The 19,311-nt window shown below is 71.0% G+C and carries 10 protein-coding genes; 2 read left to right on the forward strand and 8 right to left on the reverse strand.

What is annotated here, in order from left to right; translation table 11 throughout:
- Positions 1-18 precede the first annotated feature (18 nt).
- From TA3x_RS19090 to TA3x_RS19105, 4 genes are all read right to left on the reverse strand, one after another.
- Positions 19-300: an acyl carrier protein gene (locus tag TA3x_RS19090; RefSeq protein ID WP_435016254.1), complete on the reverse strand. Its 282-nt coding sequence runs from the start codon at positions 298-300 to the stop codon at positions 19-21.
- Positions 297-5,315, reverse strand: a complete 5,019-nt coding sequence (locus TA3x_RS19095) for a beta-ketoacyl synthase N-terminal-like domain-containing protein (protein ID WP_435016255.1) — start codon at positions 5,313-5,315, stop codon at positions 297-299. The genes TA3x_RS19090 and TA3x_RS19095 overlap by 4 nt, the downstream gene beginning before the upstream one ends.
- 355 nt (positions 5,316-5,670) lie before the next feature.
- On the reverse strand, positions 5,671-13,011 hold the full coding sequence (locus TA3x_RS19100; protein ID WP_435016256.1) for an SDR family NAD(P)-dependent oxidoreductase: 7,341 nt from the start codon (positions 13,009-13,011) through the stop codon (positions 5,671-5,673).
- Positions 13,012-13,269: 258 nt separating this feature from the next.
- Positions 13,270-14,151: a hypothetical protein gene (locus TA3x_RS19105; RefSeq protein ID WP_435016257.1), complete on the reverse strand. Its 882-nt coding sequence runs from the start codon at positions 14,149-14,151 to the stop codon at positions 13,270-13,272.
- Between the two features lie 116 nt (positions 14,152-14,267).
- Between TA3x_RS19105 and TA3x_RS19110 the strand changes: the two genes are divergently transcribed.
- Positions 14,268-15,377: a S49 family peptidase gene (locus tag TA3x_RS19110; protein WP_435016258.1), complete on the forward strand. Its 1,110-nt coding sequence runs from the start codon at positions 14,268-14,270 to the stop codon at positions 15,375-15,377.
- Positions 15,377-16,369, forward strand: coding sequence for an NAD-dependent epimerase/dehydratase family protein (locus tag TA3x_RS19115; RefSeq protein WP_435016259.1), 993 nt, complete (start codon positions 15,377-15,379; stop codon positions 16,367-16,369). The genes TA3x_RS19110 and TA3x_RS19115 overlap by 1 nt, the downstream gene beginning before the upstream one ends.
- Before the next feature lie 155 nt (positions 16,370-16,524).
- Here TA3x_RS19115 and TA3x_RS19120 read toward each other — a convergent pair whose 3' ends face one another.
- From TA3x_RS19120 to TA3x_RS19135, 4 genes are all read right to left on the reverse strand, one after another.
- Positions 16,525-17,469: an ImmA/IrrE family metallo-endopeptidase gene (locus TA3x_RS19120; RefSeq protein ID WP_435016260.1), complete on the reverse strand. Its 945-nt coding sequence runs from the start codon at positions 17,467-17,469 to the stop codon at positions 16,525-16,527.
- Positions 17,466-17,735, reverse strand: coding sequence for a hypothetical protein (locus TA3x_RS19125; RefSeq protein ID WP_435016261.1), 270 nt, complete (start codon positions 17,733-17,735; stop codon positions 17,466-17,468). Before TA3x_RS19125 ends, TA3x_RS19120 begins: the two co-directional genes overlap by 4 nt.
- Complete coding sequence (locus TA3x_RS19130) at positions 17,732-18,334, reverse strand: hypothetical protein (protein WP_435016262.1); 603 nt, start codon at positions 18,332-18,334, stop codon at positions 17,732-17,734. Before TA3x_RS19130 ends, TA3x_RS19125 begins: the two co-directional genes overlap by 4 nt.
- Before the next feature lie 261 nt (positions 18,335-18,595).
- Positions 18,596-19,267 carry a vWA domain-containing protein gene (locus TA3x_RS19135; protein WP_435016263.1) on the reverse strand — a complete coding sequence of 224 codons (672 nt, stop codon included), beginning with the start codon at positions 19,265-19,267 and terminating at the stop codon, positions 18,596-18,598.
- Positions 19,268-19,311: the final 44 nt, after the last annotated feature.

Genomic DNA, 19,311 nt, shown 5'->3' on the forward strand with positions numbered 1-19,311 from the left:
TCCGGGCTCCGGTTTCGGTCAAAGGTGCTTGTGGAGGAAGTCGGCCAGCTCGCCGATCCGGAGGTCGCGGTCGGCCCTCTGGCCGAGGTCGGCCATCAGGTCGCCGAACGGGAGGGGCTTGCCGTAGCGGTCCTGCAAGGTCTCGGCCAGGACCACGGCGTCGATCGACGCCAGGCCGAGGTCGGCGAAGAACCGGGTGTTGCGGTCGATCGTCCCGGAGTACTCGCGGCCCTCGAAGTCGCCCAGGATGCGGGCGAGCTCGGCCATGATCGCGGATTCGTCGGGCGGGTCGGTGGTCATGCTCGGTCCCCCTCGCACCGGGTCCAGGCCCAGGCGTACTCGTCCCGCCTTATCGTGTGGACGACCAGCGACATCCCGGCCAAATCCGGGCACGCCGCCGCCAGCCCGCCCCGGAGCGCGACGCGGATCACTCCATCATCATCGGCCGGGACGGCCACGACCTCGACTCCCGATGGCCCGTCCACCAGGCCGAGCCCGGTCGCCTTGGCCGTCGCCTCCTTGGCGCACCAGAACCGCGCGACCCATTCCGCCCGGTCGTCGCCGTCCCACCGGGCCAGGATCGCCCGCTCCCCCTCGGAGAACGCGACCGCCTCGAACCCGGCCGACCGGGCGGCGATCCGCTCGACGTCGATGCCGAGATGGGCCCCCGGGTCGTCCGAGGCGATCGCCACGGCCACCCCCTCGGTGTGGGCGATCGAGATGGCGGGCAGGTCGTCGCGGCCCGGCTCGGCCCGGGACCGGAGGATCGGCCGGCCGAGCGGGTTGGGTTCGATCCGGAGGTCGGCGGGATAGACCGGCGGGTGCCCGGCGCGGGCCCAGATCCGCCGGGCCGCCTCCTTGGCCGCGATCCGCCCCCAGAGCCGATCGGTGCGGCGGGCGTCCGGGCCGGGCAGGGCGAGGTAGGCCGCCCGCTCGTCGGGGCCGAGCTGGACGTGCTCCAGCACGTCGCGCCAGACCGGCCGCCCCATGTCGCCGGGCGGCTCCAGCCAGACCGCGGCGATGTTGGGTTCGTTTGGGCGATCGGCGTTGGGTTCGTTTTTCCTGCTCGGGTCCGGGGCCGCGTTGGGTTCGTTCGGGAGCAGGGGCACGCCCAAAAACGTGCAATCGGGCATGCGGAAGCCGTCGCGGTAGCGGCCCGGCCAGTGGAACCGCCAGTCTTCCCAGCCCCGGATCGCGATCCAGACGGTGCCGTCGTCGCGGACGATGTCGGCCTCGGCGCCGATCCGGTGGCGCTCGCGCTCGGTGACGGCGATCCGGCAGGAGAGGTCGTCCCCCTCGGCCGGGTCGGGGCCGAACAGGGAGATCCGGGCGACGCGGAGCGGGAAGATCACGTCGCCGTCGTCGGCCAACTCGTCCAGGCCCCAGGCGCCGAGGAGGTGGGTGAAGTTGTCGACGATGATCGGGTCGGTCAAGAGGCCGCCGGCGCGGTCGGGGTCGCGGAGCAGCGGGCCCAGCGGGCGCTTGCGGAGGGTGCCCTCGATCCCGCCCGGCGCGATCGGGCCGAAGCCGACCACCGCCTGCAAGGCCGGGCCGTGGAACAGCCATTGCTCGTCGTAGATCGACGCGGCGGTGAACCGGCACGGGCGGGGGCGGTCGAGCCGGAACGGGCCGGCGTCGGGGGCGTCGGGCCGGGCCGGGGCGAACTGGACGACCCCTTCGAAGACGGGCGTCTCGGCCAGGCGCGGGTCGCGGGCCGGGCCCCGGTTGTGGAGCGACACCGCCACGGCGTCGGGCCGGTCGGGCAGGACCCGGGCGCGGATCTCGACCAGGATCGGCTCGTCCTCGTAGCGGATCCAGCGGTGGGCCCGGACGTCTTCGAGGGCCTCCAGGGCCAGCCCCGGCACGAGCCGGGCCGCGGCCTGCGCCAGGATCTCGGCCATGACCGCGAACGGGAGCACCGGCAGCCCGCGCCAGTCGGGGCGGAGGGCCGAGACCCGCCGCCCGCCCAGGGTGTGATGCTCGGCCACCGGGTCGCCGACGGCGTCCAGGATCAGGGCCGAGACCGCCTCCCGGCCGGGGTCGAAGCTCAGCAGATCCCCGGACCACGGCCCGGCCTCGATCGCCCTCGGCGGAGCCGTGGGCTGGCCGAGGTAGGCGTCCATGACGTGCTGCTGGGTCTCCAGGAACGAGGCCATCGTCGCCTGGAAGGCGAGCATCGCGGCCTCCTGCTCGCTCGGCTCGGCCGCGAAATCCGCCGTTTCCGGGTGGTCGAGGTCGTCGCCGGACGTCTGGGTGGCAGGGGTTTCGGCGCCAGCCGACCCAGGCGCCCAGCCACCGATCACGCCTTCTGACGACTCACCCACCGGGGACGGCTGGCGCCGAAACCCCTGCCACCCGACAGCGACCTCCGAGGCATCCGGGTGGTGCCCGTTTCGGGCCTCGATCCGCTCGAAGCCGTCGATCGGGGTTTCAGCCCGGCCCGCCGATCGGAGCCGCGTGGCAAGCGCCTCGGACAGCCGCATCTCCGGGAAGCCGACCCGCAGGCTCGGCGGGGTTGGCTTCGTTTGGATGGGATGGTCGAGGTCGAGCCGGACCGGCCGGCGGCGGGCGTAGAGGTGGGCGGGGTCGAGGTCGATGCCCCGGGCGAACAGCGACGCGACGAGGTGGTTGAGCTGGGCCAGGCCCGACCGGCGCGGGAGGTTGGCCGCGACCGCCAGGGCCTGCCGGCCGCGCAGGGTGTCGTCCACGAATCCCGCGAGGTTGCCCCGGGCCCCCACGTCCACGAAGGTCTTGAGCCCGTCGGCGTGCATCGCCGCGACCGTCTCGCGGAACCGGACCGGCCGGACCCACTGGTCGACGGCCAGCCGCCGCACGGCGTCGGCGTCGTCGGGCATTTTCTCGGCCGAGGCACACGAGTAGATCGGCACCCCGGGGCGTCGGACGTCGAGGCCGTCGAAGAACGCTTCGAGCGGCCCCAGCGCCGGGGCGAACCCCTCGGTGTGATAGGCCCGGCCGAACGGCAGGTCGGCCGCCATGATCCCCCGGGCCTTGAGCCGGGCGACCACCGCATCCACATCATCGGGCGGGCCGGCGACGACGACCTGGTGCGGGCAGTTGTCCATCGCCACCACGACCGGCGTCCCTTCGCACGCGGCGTCGACCTTCGCCCGGTCGGTGGCCGCCGCGACCAGCCGGGCCTGCGGCAGCCGGCCCGAGGTCTCCAGGTCGCCGAACAGGGCGCCGAGGTCGCCGAGCTTGCGCTCGAAGTCGCGGTCCACGGCCAGCACGCCCGACGCCGCCAGCGCCAGCAGCTCCCCGCTGCTGTGCCCGACCACCGCGTCGGGCCGCAGCCCGAGGTTCCGCAGCAGTTGGTAGAGCGCCCACTGGGCGGACAGCACCACGTTGACCGCCACCCCGGCCGCCCATAGCGCGGGGTCTTCCCCCTCGGTCGCGCCGAACAGGTGCTCGCTGGGCCAGGAGGAGGCCCCGGCCTCGCGGGCGATCCGGTCCGAGGTGTCGAACAGGGCCCGGACCTCGGGGAAGTGCGGGCAGAGGTCGGCCAGCATCCCGGGGTACTGCGACCCCTCTCCCGGGAAGCAGAACGCCAGGCCCCCGGGCGGCTCCCCTTCGGGTCGATCCTGGAAGAAGGCCCCCCGCGCGTCGCGGATCGACCGGCAGGCCGGGTCGGCCAATTTGATCAGCACGCCGTCGAGCCGTTCGGCCAGGTCGGGCAGCGACCCTGCCACCAGGCCCAGGCGGCACGGGCCGACGATCCCATCCGACGCGTTGAGCGTGAACGCCAGGTCCTTCGGGGAAACGTCGGGCCCCTGGCGGAGCCAGTCCCGGAGCCGGCGGGCCCGGTCGATCAGCCCGGCGCGGTCGTCGGCCGCGAGCAAAAACGCCTCGCTGTCCCAGTCCGGCATCGCCCCCGGCGCCGTGGCCAGGTCGGACGACGGGTGCGATTCCAGCACCGCGTGGGCGTTGATCCCGGCGAAGCCGAAGGCGTTCACCCCGGCCCGCCGGGGCGAGGCGGCATCGCCATGAACCCAGGGCCGGGGGCGATCGATGAGGGAGCACGCGGCGTCGGGGCGATCGAGCAACGGGTGGGGCGTCGCGGCGTGGAGGGTCGGCGGCAGGGTGCGGTGGTGGAGGGCCAGGGCCGCCTTGATGAACCCGGCGATCCCGGCGGCCGGCATGGCGTGGCCGATCATCGACGACACCGCCCCCAGCACCCGGCGACCTTTCGGCGCGGGGGGGAAGGTCGCGTTGATGGCCCGAAGCTCGGCGCGGTCAGCGGCCGGGACGCCGAGTCCGTGCCCCTCGATCAGCCCGACCGAGGCAGGGTCCACGCCCGCCGCGCGATGGGCCCGGCGGATGGCGCGGGCGTGCCCCTTGGCGCTCGGGGCGGCCAGCCCGGGCCCGCGGCCGTCGGAGGCGATGCCGACCCCCTGGAGGACGGCATAGATCCGGTCGCCGTCGCGCTCGGCGTCGGCCCGGCGCCTGAGGACGACCACGCCGACGCCCTCGCCCGACAGGGTGCCGTCGGCGTCGGCGGCGAACGGGCGGCAGGTGCCGGAGCGGGACAGGGCCCCCAGTTGGCGGAACACCAGGGGGAAGTCGACGTCGGCCTCCAGGTAGACCCCGCCCGCCAGGGCGAGGTCGGCCCGCCCCTCGGCCAGCGATCGCGCCGCGAGGTCGAGCGCCACCAGGCTCGATGCGCTGGCGGCGTCGACCACGAAGCTGGCGCCCGAGAGGTCGAGCCGGTTGGCCGTGCGTCCGGCCGTGGCGTTGGTCATCTGTCCGGGGATGGTGGCCGGGCCGAACGGGGGGAGGCTCGCCTTGAGGTCGGACCGGACGGCTTCGCGGTCGGCCTCGGACCAGTCCGGGTGGAGCGCGTCCAGGATCGCCAGGGTCTGGGCCACGATCCGGCCGTGCTGGAGCCGGGTGAGGTTCCCCCGGTTGAAGTAGTTGCCCCGGCCGATCACCACCTCGACCTTCCGGCCGTCGGGCACGCCATCGGCCATCCCGGCGTCGAGAAGGGCCGCGCGGGCGGCGTCCAGGACCAGGAATTGCTCCGGCTCGCCCCCGTCCACGGCGTGGGGCATGATCCCGTGCGCGGCGGGATCGAACGGGATCGGCTCGGCCAGGTAGCCACCGCGACGACAGGGGACGCGGTCGTTGGCCGGGGAAACGGGGTCGAAGAAGACGGCCGGGTCCCAGCGGCCGGGCGGGACGTCGCCGATCGCGTCATGCCCGGCGAGGATGTTCCGCCAGAACGCGGCGAGATCGGTCGCGCCCGGGAACCGGCAGGCCATGCCGACGACGGCGATGTCGAGCGGACGACGCCGGCTCATGGATACATCCCCCTTCCCTGGGGTGCCGACGAGTTGGAGCAGTCGGCCGCCGATCCAGATCGTCCGGAGGGCAAAGTCACTGGCGCCGTGGTTGGCAAGCCAACCACAGCCACCCGGGGAGTTGGCTTCGTTTCGGCGCTCGGCATTGGTTTCGTTTTGGCGATCGGACTTCTGGGTGGCTGTGGTTGGCTTGCCAACCACGGCGCCGGCGAGCCCGCCTCGAAGGGGATGCTCGCCGGTCGGATAAGCCCCGCGTCGCGAAGGATCGGGTCGACGACACCATGACGGCTCGGTGGCAAGCCAGCCACGCCTACCCGATCGAGGGAGGCCCGAGAATCGGCGGGCAGGCCCCGGGTCATCGGCCCGCCCTGGCCGGCTTCTTGCCGGGGCCGGGCCGGACCACCTCGATCGGGGCATCCAGCGTCCCCAGGTCGCCGGCGGCGACGATCTCGACCTCGCCCTTGCGGCCCCGCCGCAGCTCGTCGAGCAGGAGGCCCCGGCCAACCTCGGGCGCGATCATCCCCAGGCCCCGGCCGCCGAGGTGGGCTTCCAGGTCGGAGACCATCCCCACGCCCGACCACGGCCCCCAGTTCATCGACACCACCCGCCCCGGCCAGCGGCGGTCGAGCCAGATGGCCAGCTTGTTCAGGACCTCGTTGGCCGCCGCGTAGTCGGCCTGGCCGGCGTTGCCGAACCGGCCGGCGATCGACGAGAACAGGGCCGCGAACCGGATCGCCTCGGGGCGGAGGAGCCGGGCCAGGTTCAACGCCCCGTCCAGCTTCGTGCCCAGGACGTGGTCGAAGACGTCGGGCGTCTTGTCTTTAATCAGCTTGTCCTTGATGACCCCCGCCCCGTGGATCAGCCCGACCGGGTCGCCGAAGCGGCGCCGCCAGCCGTCCAGCACCGGCCCGAGCGCGGCGGCGTCGCGAACATCCGCGTCGGCATAGGCGACGGTCGCCCCGGCGCGGCGGAGGGCATCGATGTTGGCCCGGATCTCGCGGGCCCGCATCACGCCCGAGAACGCCCGGTCGAGGTCGGCCGCCGAGGGCTGGCGCCCCTCCGACCGGAGCCGGGCCAGCAGGGCCGCCTTGAGTTCGGCCGGGGCGGTGATGCCGGCCGTGGCGGGATCCTCGTCGGTGGGGGGCAGGGGGCTGCGGCCGAGCAGCAGCAGGGTCGGCCGCCAGAGCCGGGCCGCCTCGGCGGCGATCGTCGCGGTGATCCCGCGCGCCCCGCCGGTCAGGACGATCGGCTCGCCGGGCCGGACCTCGACCCCGGCGATCGGCCGGCCGGCCAGGGATTCGTCCACGGCCCGGAGCCGGACCCGCTCGCCCGCGACGTAGCCGACCTCGGTCCAGCCGCTCTCGGACCAGAACTCTTCCAGCAGCCGCCCGGCCAGCGCGTCCGACCCGTCGCGCGGGTCGAGGTCGACCACCCGCGAGCGGATGGAAGGCCACTCGCGGGCCAGCGTCTTGACCAGGCCCGAGACGCCTCCGTGGCCGGGGAAGAAGTCCACCGCCGGCGCCGCCGAGCCCGAGGCCCCGCCCATCGCCGTGGCCGCCAGCAGGGCCCCGCCGCCGCGCTTCGCGGCGCGTTCGAGGTCGCCGGCCGCCGCCTTGGCCAGCAGGAACAGCCCCTTGACCTCCGGCCCCATCCGCGAGGCCCAGGCCGACGGGTCGAGCCCGGCCGGGGGCAGGTCGCGCAGGGGCAGGGCGTGGACGATCGCGGCGACCTCCCCTTCTCCCCGCGCCCGGGCCAGCAGGGCATCGACCGACGCGGGCGAGGCGAGGTCGACCGCATCCGGGCCCGCCAGCTCGACCGGGTGGCCGTCGGCCTCCAGGCTCGCGGCGATGGCGCGGGCCACGCCCCGGCCGTCGTCCGTCACCACCACCACGCAGCCCGGCGGCAGCCCGGCGCGGCCCGCCGTCGGCCCGGCCGGCACGGCCTCCAGCACCATCCGCCGGACCGGGCTATCCTCCGCCGGATGGGTCGGTTCTTCGGCCTTCCTTGCCTTCGTGGGGGCCGGGGCGGACGCCTTGCGGGCGACCTGCTCGACCCGGTCGACGATCGCGCCGAGGGTCTTGGCCCGCGACAGGGCGTCCATGGTCGCGGAGTCGGTCGCGTCGCCCAGGGTCGGGATGGCGTCGCGGAGCGTGCCCAGGATCTCGACCCGCTTGATCGAGTCGATCCCCAGGTCCGCCTCCATGTCGAGTTCGAGCCCGAGCATCTCCACCGGGTAGCCGGTCCGGTCGCGGACGATCTCCTGCAGCTTCGCGGCGATCTGGTCGCGGCCGAATCGTGCGGGGGTCGCCTCGACGATGGGCTTCGGCTCCGGGGAGGCAGGGGTCTCCGCGGAGCGGACCCCGGTCGATGAGCCGTTCGCGGACTCGGCCTTGATGGGAGAAGGCATCGGCGTGTGGGCAGCCGGACCGGGATCCGCTTCGCGGAGACCCCTGCCACCCGAGAGGATCGGCGCGGCGGGCGGCATCGGCGCGGCAGGCGGCATCGGTGCGGCGGGCGGGATCGGGGCCGGTGCCATCGCGGCGACCGGGGCGCCGGGGCGGGCCTGGAGATAGGCGAGCATGGTCGAGCGCTGGACGTCCAGGAAGGCCCGCATGGTCTCCTGGAAGGCGGCCATCACCCGGTCGTCGCCGGGGCCGGCGGCGGGCGGGATCGGTGCGGCGGGTCGGGGCGGGGTCGGTGTCATTCCGGTGCCATTTCGCGCGACGTCGGTGGGGATGGGTTGGGGACGGGGCGTACCGTTCATCGACCCGTTTGCGTGCGTGGGGGGGTGGAAGCCGTTGGTCGCGGGCGGGGCGACGGCGACCGTTGTCGGGGATGCGGCCGGGATCGGCAACGCCGGGCCCTGGCCGAGCCGGCGGGGCTCGGGCTGGCCGAGGGGCCGCGAGCGCGAGCCGTTGACCATCCAGGTCGTGGGGGACGGGGCGGGCAGGCCGTCGCCGGCCGGGAGCCGGGCCGGGTCGACGGGCCGATCCGAGCGGCCCAGGGCCAGGCGGTCGGGCCGGACCGCGACGCCGGCCGCCAGAAGCCGGGCCAGGGCGTGGAGCAGGGCGGGCACGCCGGGCTTGCCGGGGGCGTCGCAGGCGACGGCCAGGTGGGGGCGGTCGGCCAAAATCGAGCCGACCAGAGAAGTCAGCACCGCGCCGGGGCCGACCTCGACGAACACCCGGGCGCCGTCGTCGTGCATCGCCTGGACCATCGCGGCGAACCGGACCGGCCGCGCGACGTGATCCCCGAGCCGCCCAGCGATCGCCCGAGGGTCGGCCGGGTGGGGGGCGGCGTCCAGGTTCGAGAAGCTCGGCCGGTCGGGCGCCGCGACCAGGAGGGCCGAGGCCAGGTCGGCCAGGGGCCGCGACGCGGCGGCCAGGACCGGGGTGTGGAACGCCCCGGCGACGGCCAGGGGCCGGGCCCGCAGCCCCTTCGCCTCGGCCCGACGGATCGCCTGCTCGATCCCCGCGCGGGGGCCGGCGATCACGGTCTGCCTCGGCCCGTTCTCGTTGACCGCCAGGACGCCGGGCAGGCCGTCGAGCAGGGAGGTAACGTCCTTCGCCCCGGCGGCGACGGCGGCCATCGTCCCGGGATCGGACCCCAGGGCACCGACCATCAGGCGGCCCCGGGCCTCCGACAGCGCCGCCAGCCCATCGACGGTCAGCGACCCGGCGGCGTGCAGGGCGACGAGTTCCCCGTAGCTGTGCCCGGCCACCGCGTCGGGCTCGATCCCCAGCGACGCCAGCAGCCGCAGCACGCCGACCGAGGCCGCACCCAGCGCCGGCTGGGCCAGCTCCGACGGCGTCAGCCCATCGGGGGCGGGATCCGCGACGGGAAAGACCCGGGGGGCGATCGGCGTCCGGCCCAGCTTGCGGAGGGCGGCGTCGACGTCGTCGAAGCCCGAGCGGACCTCGGGGAAGGCCATCGCCAGGTCCGCGAGCATCCCGACCGACTGCGACCCCTGCCCCGGGAACAGGAACGCCACTTTGTGGCCGGCGAACCGGGGTTTGGCCTCGAAGTGGACGCCCCGGGGATCGTTCAGGTTTTCATCCGATCCGGCGATTGCGACGCGGGCCGACCGGAGCTTGCCCCGGAGGTCTTCGAGCGAGCCGGCCACGATCGCCAGGGTCGGGCCGTCGTGGGGCCGGAGGGCGGCATTGACCGACCGGGCCAGGTCGCGGAGGGCGGGCAGGGCCCCCCGGTCGAGCCCGCCGGACAGCGCGTCGATTTGCCCGAGCAGCCCGGCGCGGTCAACGTCCCGCCAGGCGAACAGCTCGGCCGGCCACTCGCGGTCCGGGGCGGTTGGGGTGATCGCCCCCCGGTCGTATTCCTCCAGCACGGCGTGGAAGTTGGTCCCGCCGAAGCCGAAGGCGCTCACCCCGGCGCGCCGGGGGGCGTCGGGGTCGGCGTGGATCCAGGGCCGGGGCCGGATGTTGACCCGGAACGGCCCGTCGGCGAGGTCGGCCTTGGGGTTGGGCGTCTCGACGTGGATGGTCGGCGGCAGCACCTTGTGATGCAGGGCCAGCGACGCGTTGATCAGCCCGGCCAGCCCGGCGGCGCACTTGGTGTGGCCGATCATCGACTTGACGGAGCCGATGGCGCAGGCGCCGGGTGCGGCCCCGGCCTCGCGGAACACCCCGGCGATGGCGTTGACCTCGACCACGTCCCCGACCGCCGTGCCGGTGCCGTGGGCCTCCACGTAGCCCACGCTCGCCGGGTCCACGCCCGCCTTGGCGTAGGCCCGCCTCACCGCGCGGACCTGGCCGTCCGGGCTGGGGGCGGTCAGGCCCCGGGCCCGGCCGTCGCTGGAGGCGCCGGTCCCCTTTATCACGGCGTAGATCCGGTCGCCGTCGCGCTCGGCGTCGGCCAGGCGCTTGAGGATCAGGACGGAGACGCCTTCGGAGATCACGATCCCGTCGGCCGAGGCGTCGAACGGGCGGCACCGGCCCCGGGGGGAGAACGCCTGGGTCTTGCTGAAGGCCAGGTAGGTGAACGGGTTCTGGACCGTGTCCGCCCCGCCCAGCACCACCACGTCGGCGGCGCCCGTCTCCAGCTCGCGCACGGCCAGCGCCGCCGCCGCCAAAGACGACCCGCACGCGGCGTCCACGGTGTAGTTGGACCCGCCGAGGTCGAACCGGTTGGCGACCCGGCCGGCGGCCACGTTCAGGAGGAACCCGGGGAACGAATCCTCGGTCCACTCGGGCAGCAGGCCGTCGCAGGCGCGGAGGGCGTCCGCGCCGGCCCCGGGCTTCACCGTGTCGAGCATCGGCAGGTACGACCGGAAGGCGTAGCCCATGGCCAGCTGCGCCGCACCGCCGCCCATGCCCAGGACCACGGCCGTCCTTTCCCGGGGAAATAGCCGGTCGCCATAACCGGCGTCGTCGATCGCGGCGCGGGTGGCCTCCAGCAGGAGGAGTTGCACCGGCTCGATCGACGGCAGGCTGGCGGGCGGCATCCCGTAGCGCAGGGGGTCGAAGGGCACGTCCGGGACGAACCCGCCCCACTTGCTCACGATCTTGTCCGGCGCCTTGGGATTGGCGTCGTAGTAGAGCCGCCAGTCCCAGCGGTCGGCGGGGATCTCGGCGATGGCGTCGTGGCCGGCGAGGGTGTTCTCCCAGAACGTCCGGACGTCGCCCGCGCCGGGCAGGATCGCCGACATCCCCACGATCGCCACGTCCGACGGCCGGCTCGCCGACGGGGCCGGGGCGTGGTCGATCCGCTCCAGCCACCGCGCCGAGCCGTCGGCGATCGATCGGTGGAGGGCGTCGATGGTCGTCGTCCCGTCCCGCAGGGCGGCGGCCTGGCCGATCATGTAGGTCCCGCGCTCGAACTGGTCGGCGTCGGCCACCTGGATCAGGGCCGAGCCCCTCCCGTTGGCGCGATCGACCCCCTTGGCGGCCACCCGCAGCCGGCCGGCGTTCAGCGTCTCCAGCGCCTCGCGGACCGCTTCCGGCTTCGCCCCGGAGGCGACCAATCGGCGGCGCTCGGCCTCGAACGCGGCGACGAACGGCGACGGCCCGACGCGGACCTCGTGGCCGGGGCCGGTCTCCAGCAGGACGGTGGAGCCGCAGCGGAGCGCCTCATCCTGATAACGGGCGACGATCGCGCCGGTGCGGACGGCCTCCTCGGTGAACAGGTAGGCCGTGCCGATCAGGGTGCCGACCTTCACGCCCAGCGCCGCCAGCGGGGCCGCGATCGCCGCGACGGCCGCCGCCGAGCGGGCGTCGTGGATCCCCCCGGCGAAGGCGACGTGCAACTCCTCGGCCGGTGTCCCCTTGGCGATCGCTTCCAGGAGGACCCCGACGGATTGCTCCCAGAGGACGAAGCTGGACCGGGGGCCGACGTGCCCGCCGCACTCGCGCCCTTCCAGGACGAACCGGCGGGCGCCGTCGCGGAGGAACTGGGTCAGCAACCCGGGCGACGGGGCGTGGAGATAGGTCGCGATCCCGGCGCGTTCCAGCTCGCGGGCCTGGTCGGGGCGGCCCCCGGCCAGCAGGGCGAACGGCGGTCGGGCCTCGATGACTTCGGCCATCTGCTCGCGGCGGAGGTCCGGCGCGGCGAATCCCAGCAGGCCGACGCCCCAGGGCCGGTCCCGGAGCCGCGCCGAGGCGTCGCGGAGCAGGCCGGAGAGGGCCTCGCCCCGGAGCATGGCCAGGGCCAGGAAGGGCAGGGCCCCGCCGTCGGCGACCGCCCGGGCGAACGGGGCCACGTCGCTGACCCGCGTCATCGGCCCCTGGAGGATCGGGTAGCGCGTGCCGTGGGATCGGGCCATCGCCGACCCCTCGGCCAAGGGCCGATGGTCCCGCGCCGCCGCGATGCCCTCGTCGATGGCGCGTTCGACCTCGCGGATGATCCCGCCGGTCGACCCGCACCGGCGGGCGAGGTCGGCGGCCAGCGCGGCATCCTGACCGGCCGGCCAGGCCTGGTGCTCGCCCCAGCCGATGCCCGACGCGTCCACCGCGCTGCCTTCCGAAGTCGCGGCGCGGAGCCGGTGGAGGGCCGCCGAGCCGGGCGCCGCGAACAATCGGACGCGATCCCCGCCCGCCGGGCCGAAGACCGCCGTCTCGCCGCCGTCCCAGCGAGCGATCCGCTCGCGGATCGGGGCGGGTAGGGGAGATTCGCGGGCCAGCAGGAGGGCGCCGTCCAGGACCACGCCGGCCGCGCCGGCCGCGATGCAGCCCGCCGCCGCCCGGGGGCCGATCCCGCCCCGGGCGTAGACCGGGAGGTCCCCATGCCGGGCCAGGACCCCCTGGAGGAGGATGAACGTCGACTCGTCCGAGCCCCGGCCGCCCGCCTCGTGGCCGGCGACGATCAGCCCCGCGGCCCCCTCGTCGGCGGCCCGGTCGGCCTCGTCGCGCGAGATGACCTCGCGCCAGGCGGCCCGGCCCGAGCGGCGGACGCGATCGATGGCGCCGGCCGATTCCCCCACGATCACCACGACCGACAGGTTCGCCGGGGCGCCGGTGAGCCAGCCGTCGGCGACGTCCTCGGCCCGGACCCGCGAGGCGAACGGGCCGCCGGCGCGGCGGGCCAGGAGTCCGAGCGCGTCGGCGGCATCGCGGGCGATCCCGGCATGGGCCAGGTCGAGCACGCCCAGGGCCCCGGCGCGGCAGGCGGAGGCGGCGAGCCCGAGGCCGGGCAGGCCCGACGGGGCGAGTGCGAGGATGCGGGGCTGCTGGAGATCGATCATGTGGCGCACTTGCTCCCAAGGGCGGGCCCGGCGACGTCGCGGTCACCGTCCCGCACCGATCGATCATGCCATCCCCCGGGCGGGGGGGAGGTCCGGGACGGGCCGGTCTCGCCCCACCGGAATCCTCCCCTCAATCGGACGGGTCGATCGGCGTCTCCCTCCCAAGATAGCACTTCTCGCCGTCCGGGAGGGTCAAGATGGGGGATTTCCGCCATTGACAGAGATCCGGAAAGATCTCCGGGCCAAGCCGTTCCTTCGTCACTTCGGCCGGTTTTGTTCGATCTCCCGGCGGAGGCGGCGGATCTGGTCCTGGGCGACGACGGAGATCTTGCTCCGGAGGATCGGCGCCCCCTGGAACCAGCCGTGGGGCTCGAAGAAGACCAGGTGGGCCTCCACGAGCAGGGCGCCGGGCTCGGCGGCGAGCTTGCTGATCTTGACATAGCTCGCGCCTCCGGCGTACTCGCGGGGCGGGCCCATCTCCTCGGCCGCCCCCTTGCGGGCGACGGTCGCCCACATGTTCGAATATCGGCCATCGCGGCCGAAAGCGTGATCGGTCCTGGCCGCGACCACCACCGAGGCCGGCGTGCGGGTCGCCACCACGCGGTCGGTCGCCCGCACCGAGATCCGATCCAGCAAACGCCCATCCAGGTGGGTGAACCACTCCGTCCGGCCGTCCCGGGGCGGGAGCAGTTCGACCTTCCCCTCACGCAAGTCGTCTTCCTTCAACCGCTTGGTGATGAACTTCATGTTGCCGGCCTCGACCGCCTGGTCGTCGGCCTGGCCGGAGATCTTGCCGAGGTCGATCCGGTCGAGGTCGGCGTGGACCACGAACCACAGGTCGGCGGCGCGGACGTGGTCGTCGCCGGATCGGGCGTCGCGGGTCTTGAGGATGAACGGGGCCGTGACCGAGTCCCGCATCAGCTCGCGGGCCGCCGCCTTGCTGCCGGCGACCTTCTCCAGGGCCTCGTTGATCGCCTCCGGCGTGGCGTCGTCGGGGAAGGTCGGGGCGGGGAGCTTGAACGCCTCGGACCCGGCATTTCCCCGGATCCCCTCGGCGATCAGGGAGTGGTAGACGGGGTTGGCCTCGTCGTGGGCAGCGATCTGTCCCAGCAGGATCAGGGCGAACAGGGCGTGCGGCATGTGCGGGTCCTCCGGATTTCGCGGGCCGTGCGGGCAAGTTTCACCGCCGATCGGCCGATAGACGCTACGGTATGGGATCGGCTTTCGCCGCGTGAAGATGGGGAGATCGAGGCCGTATGGAACCGACGATCCGCAAGGCGTGGGCCGTCGTCCTGGCGTGCCTGGGGCTGGGCATGGGGGGCGGCTGCAGCGCATTCCCGTTCTTCGGCACGTTCCGGGGGCAGGTCAAGGCCGACGCCGACGCCCGGGTGGTGGCCGACGCCTCGATCCGGGGGGGGATCGAGGTCAAGCTCGCCACCGCTCCGGATCCCGGCCCGATGGCGGCGATCGTGGTGCGCGAGTCCCACTCCGGCCCGGGGGCGGCCCGGATCGCCCTGATCGACGTGGACGGCCTGCTGCTCAACCAGAACCTCACCGGGTTATACTCGGTCGGCGAGAACCCGGTGGCCGCGTTCCGCGAGAAGCTGGAGGCCGCCGCCAACGACCCCCGCGTCCGCGCGGTGGTGGTGCGGATCAACAGCCCCGGCGGCGGCGTGACGGCCTGCGACATCATGGCCGATGAGCTGCGGCGGTTCCGCACCGAGGCCGGCAAGCCGGTGGTCTCCTGCCTGATGGACGTGGCGACCTCGGGGGCCCTGTACCTGGCGGTCGGCGCCGACCGGGTGGTGGCCCTGCCCACCGGGCTGACCGGCGGGCTGGGGTCGATCATCAACCACTACAACCTCCAGGACGCCATGGCGCAGCTCAACCTGACGTCCGACCCGGTGAAGGCCGGGCCGTTGATCGACATGGGCAGCGTGACGGCCCCGCTCGACGACGGCCCCCGGGCGCTCTTGCAGGAGCTGGCCGACGGCTACCGCGACCGCTTCCGCGACCGCATCGCCGATCGCCGGCCCACGATGACCGAGGCCGACCGCGCCGCGATCGCCGACGGCCGGGTCGTGGGGGCGAGCAAGGCCCGGGATCTGCACCTGGTGGACACGCTGGGCTACGTCCACGAGGCGATCGCCGAGGCCGAGGCGCTGGGCGGCGCGACGGGCTCGGAGGTGGTGATCTTCCAGAGGTCGGGCTACCCCACCCACTCGATCTACGCGATCACCCCCAACGCCCCGGTGCAGGGGGAGATCGTCCCGTTCAGCTATCCGGGCCTGGACCGCAACAAGGCCCCGACCTTCCTCTACCTGTGGCAGCCCGACCCGACCATCTTCCGCCAGGCCGGCCGCTGATGGGCGGAGAGATCACCCCGGCGGACTGGCCGATTTTGGTGACGGGGGCCTCGGGCTTCGTGGGCGGTCACGTCGCGCGCGACCTCGCCCGATCCGGCTTCCCGGTCCGGGGCCTGACCCGACGACCGCCCGACATCCGGCCCGGCGACCCGGCCATCGACTGGCACGTCGGCGACCTCCGCGACCCCGCCCACCGCCGCCGGGCCCTCCGGGGGGCTCGGGGGGTGGTCCACGCGGCCTCGTGGGTCAGCCTGGGCGTCGACCCCCGGGGGCATGCGACCGAGATCAACGTCCGGGCCACCCGCGACCTCCTGTGCGACGCCGCATCGGAGGGGGTGGAGCGGCTGGTCTACACCTCGACCCTGCACACCCTGGCGGCCGGCACCGCCGACGCCCCGGCCGACGAGTCGACCCCCTGGAACCTGGACCGCGTCCGCTCCCCCTATTCCGAGAGCAAGCGCGAGGCCGAGCGGATCGTCCTGGACGGCCCCGTGCCCGCCATCGCCCTCTGCCCCGGCATGGTGGTGGGCGACCGCGACCCCAAGCCGACCTCGACGCGCGTCCTGATCCTGATGGCCCGGGGCCGGACGGCGATCCTGCCCCGCGGCGGCATCCCGATTTTGGACGCCTCGGTGGCCGCCCTGGCCCACCGCCGCGCCCTCTCCCTGGGCGACCCCGGCACCCGCTACGCGGTGGTCGGCCCCTACCTCTCCTACCTCGACCTCGCCACGCTGGTCGCGCGCCTCACCGGCAACCCCCGCCGGATCATCACCCTGCCCGACCCCCTCGGCCCCCCCCTCGCGGCCCTGGCGGGCCTCCTCGACCGCCTCTCCCGAGGCCGCTTCCCCGACGTCTCCTCCGCCGCCGTCGCCGGCGGCTTCCTCCGCCTCCACGTCACCGGCGCCCGCGCCGACGCCGCCTTTGGGCTCAGCCATCCAGCGGCGATGGATTCGATCCGGTCGGCATGTAAAACGTCCGCCGCTCCGGCCTAGTTTTAGATACATCCTTCCAAGAATCGGCCGAAGATAATAAGGCTTGATTCTGAAAATAGATGGAATTTAGTAAGCTTCCATATCATTTGTTGAATTGAATCAGAATGGTGCAAATTTAATTCATACGGCCTGCATAATATGAATGCAAATGCAAGTCATCTATTTGTATAGAGCCTTAATCTCAACTCTACATATTTTTTACCTTTTGGTTCAAACATTTTCGTTTGGCCTATTGTTTTCCAGCGAGGGCCGTATTTTTTATAAAACTCTTCTACTGCTTGCTCTAAGGTCATCCCATGGGCAAGTTTTTTAAAAATACCAAAGCATCCATTTAAGCTTGTTCTAAATGATTCATTGCCATCGTATAGCCAGTACTCTAACTGCCTAATCTGCTCACCTGTAGGGATTTCGATGAAATTGGCTTTGCTGACGACCTGGACTAACAGATAGGAAAATTTTGTACCCCATGCTAATCGTACACATGCAAATAAAGTGTCCGTGTCGCGTTCTATGATATGTAATGTGTCTGATGATTCCTGTGTTTTGGCCATTAAATGGCTAGCTACGCGGGGATTGACTTCGAGAGTTTTTGACCAATTTGAGCCAAACTCGTTGTCGATGAATTCAATAAGGCCTGCGTTCGCTAATCCTAATTCTTCATAATGATCTGCTATTCGTCTTGCAGCTACAATTTCGGAAACATTCGCAGTTTGGGCGATTTTTTGAATCACATATAAATCGACAGGGGCTCGACCGACCATGTGAAGTAGTCGATTGCCTGGTAGCAAAAGTTCAGAGGCTAGCGAATTGATAGCCTTTTCGCTGTTCCTGCGACTGCTAAGCGGGCCTAATGGATTTACATCTGGAGTGATACCTAAGATTAAATGTGCGATTTCATGGGCCAAAGTAAACCTTTGCCTGACAGGGGCGTCATTGCTGTTAATGGTGATTATTGATTTGTTGCCTCTTCGGATGCACCAGCCGGTAGAATTCCCCAACGGCAGAAAGACGAGGTCAGCACCGATCATCTCCGAGATAAACTCGGGCCCTTTTGGAAAATGCTTATTGGCCAAAAACAAACCTTGGGAGATGTCAATCATCTTGGGTTAATGTCAAGGAGGGTGCGAATTTGAGATAGCAAATGTCGTTTTGCATCATCTTCCATCTCGGAGAATTCGGTCGTCCTAAAATCAACTCGAATATCCGGATGTGCATCAAGAAGCCTGTGGATTGTGTCGTTTAAATCGTTGCCAGTACGCTTGGAGCCCGCAGCACGGAGTTTCGCAAGCCTACGGGATGTATCATTACTGCCCGCGGAAGGCATGCCTTCACCAGGGTTGTCCCAGCCTGTCGCATGATCGCTCATGATATTAATCCCCGAGACCTTAATGCTCTCAAAGCTGCGTGTTTCGGAAGCTCAAGATCAACAAGTTCTCCAGCTTCAGCTAATGGGGCAGTCTGGATGAAACCCCTGTCTAAGTACCACTGTATTGCGGATGACAATGCAGACACCCTGATCCGGCCCTCCCAACCCTGAAGATAACTTTGCCAGCATGCCCATGCCAGCATCGATTTCCCTATTCCTTCATATAATGGATCTTTTGCATATCGTGCACGGTTCCAGGGAGCGGCGGCGATCCGATCAATTTCAGCCGCCCCTTTGCCAGCTTCAATTTGCGATTCGCCTGAGAGATCAAGGATCATTGCGCCTTGTACATCGCCATCCGACGTCGTGATCGCTACACACTCAATCGTGCGATACTCCCCTAAATTTAAAACATCCTCCATCCACACCCAGTGGTCATCATGCAAGGGGTCGGCGTCATCCCGACATGGAATAGGCTTCCACCATCGAAAATCGATGGAATCACGTGCCATTCCAGAGGTTAATCGCACAATGCTAGCACTCACTTCAATATCTTCTTGCACATTCTTGAGAGTTATCGGGAAAGGGAGTTCTATCACGCAGAACTCCTCGATTTGGTTCTCACCCGCGGTATCGTTCTTGCGGGCATTCTCGATTTTACCCTTCTTATCAGAATAGTCAAAATCATTCCGCCTCTCGAGTGGTGTAATCGCTTCAGCTCAACTTCGTCTTGTTTCAAAATTATAACCCAAGACGGACAACCGCTCGAAGTACTGCTACTTTTCACCTGGAAAATCGTCAAGTCGAGTAGGGCGGGCACCACCTGCTACATATCCCTGATGAGCTGGGCGTTGCTCACCTTATCTCGACTGGCCGGGCAGGCCCTGGTCGGGCTCGTCCATCGCCTGGGCCCGCTCGGCCGGGGAGTAGGCGGGGGCGGCGCCCGTGGCGCGGTAGACACGCATCTTTCCCGACATGGCGGCCATCGAGGCCCGGGTGCCGGTCGCGGTGGCGCCATAGGTGAGGGAGTCGGCCGGGGCGATGCCGATGTGGCCGGCGGCCTCGATCGCGTCCTGGTTGGCGCCCAGGAACTCGAAGTGCCAGGAGTAGACGTCGCGCTGGTGCGAGATCATCCGGAAGATCCGCTCGCGGGTGAAATCCTGGCTGGCGTTCTCGTGGCCGTCGGTGATGATCACGAAGATGACCCGGTCGGGGCGGTCGGGCTCGGCCAGCGCGGCCAGGCGTTGGCCGGTCTCGAGGATGGTCCGGCCGATGGCGTCCAGGAGGGCCGTCGTGCCGCGGGGCTGGAAGGTCTCGGTCGTCAGCCTCGGGACGGTCGCCAGGGGGACCGCGACGTGGACCGGGGTGTACTCGTTGTCGAACAGGACCAGGGAGAGCTGCGCGTCGCCGGGCTCCTTCCGCTGGTCGGCGACGAAGGCGTTGAACGACCCGATGGTATCGTCGGCGATCGATTCCATCGAGCCGGAGCGGTCGAGGACGATCGAGATGTCGGTGAACCTGGATCGGGGCATGCCTACCTCGGTGGGATCGATGCGTCGGGATCTGGATGGAGTTT

The organism is Tundrisphaera macrotermitis (genome assembly GCF_051175315.1).
Classification (GTDB): Bacteria; Planctomycetota; Planctomycetia; order Isosphaerales; family Isosphaeraceae; genus Tundrisphaera.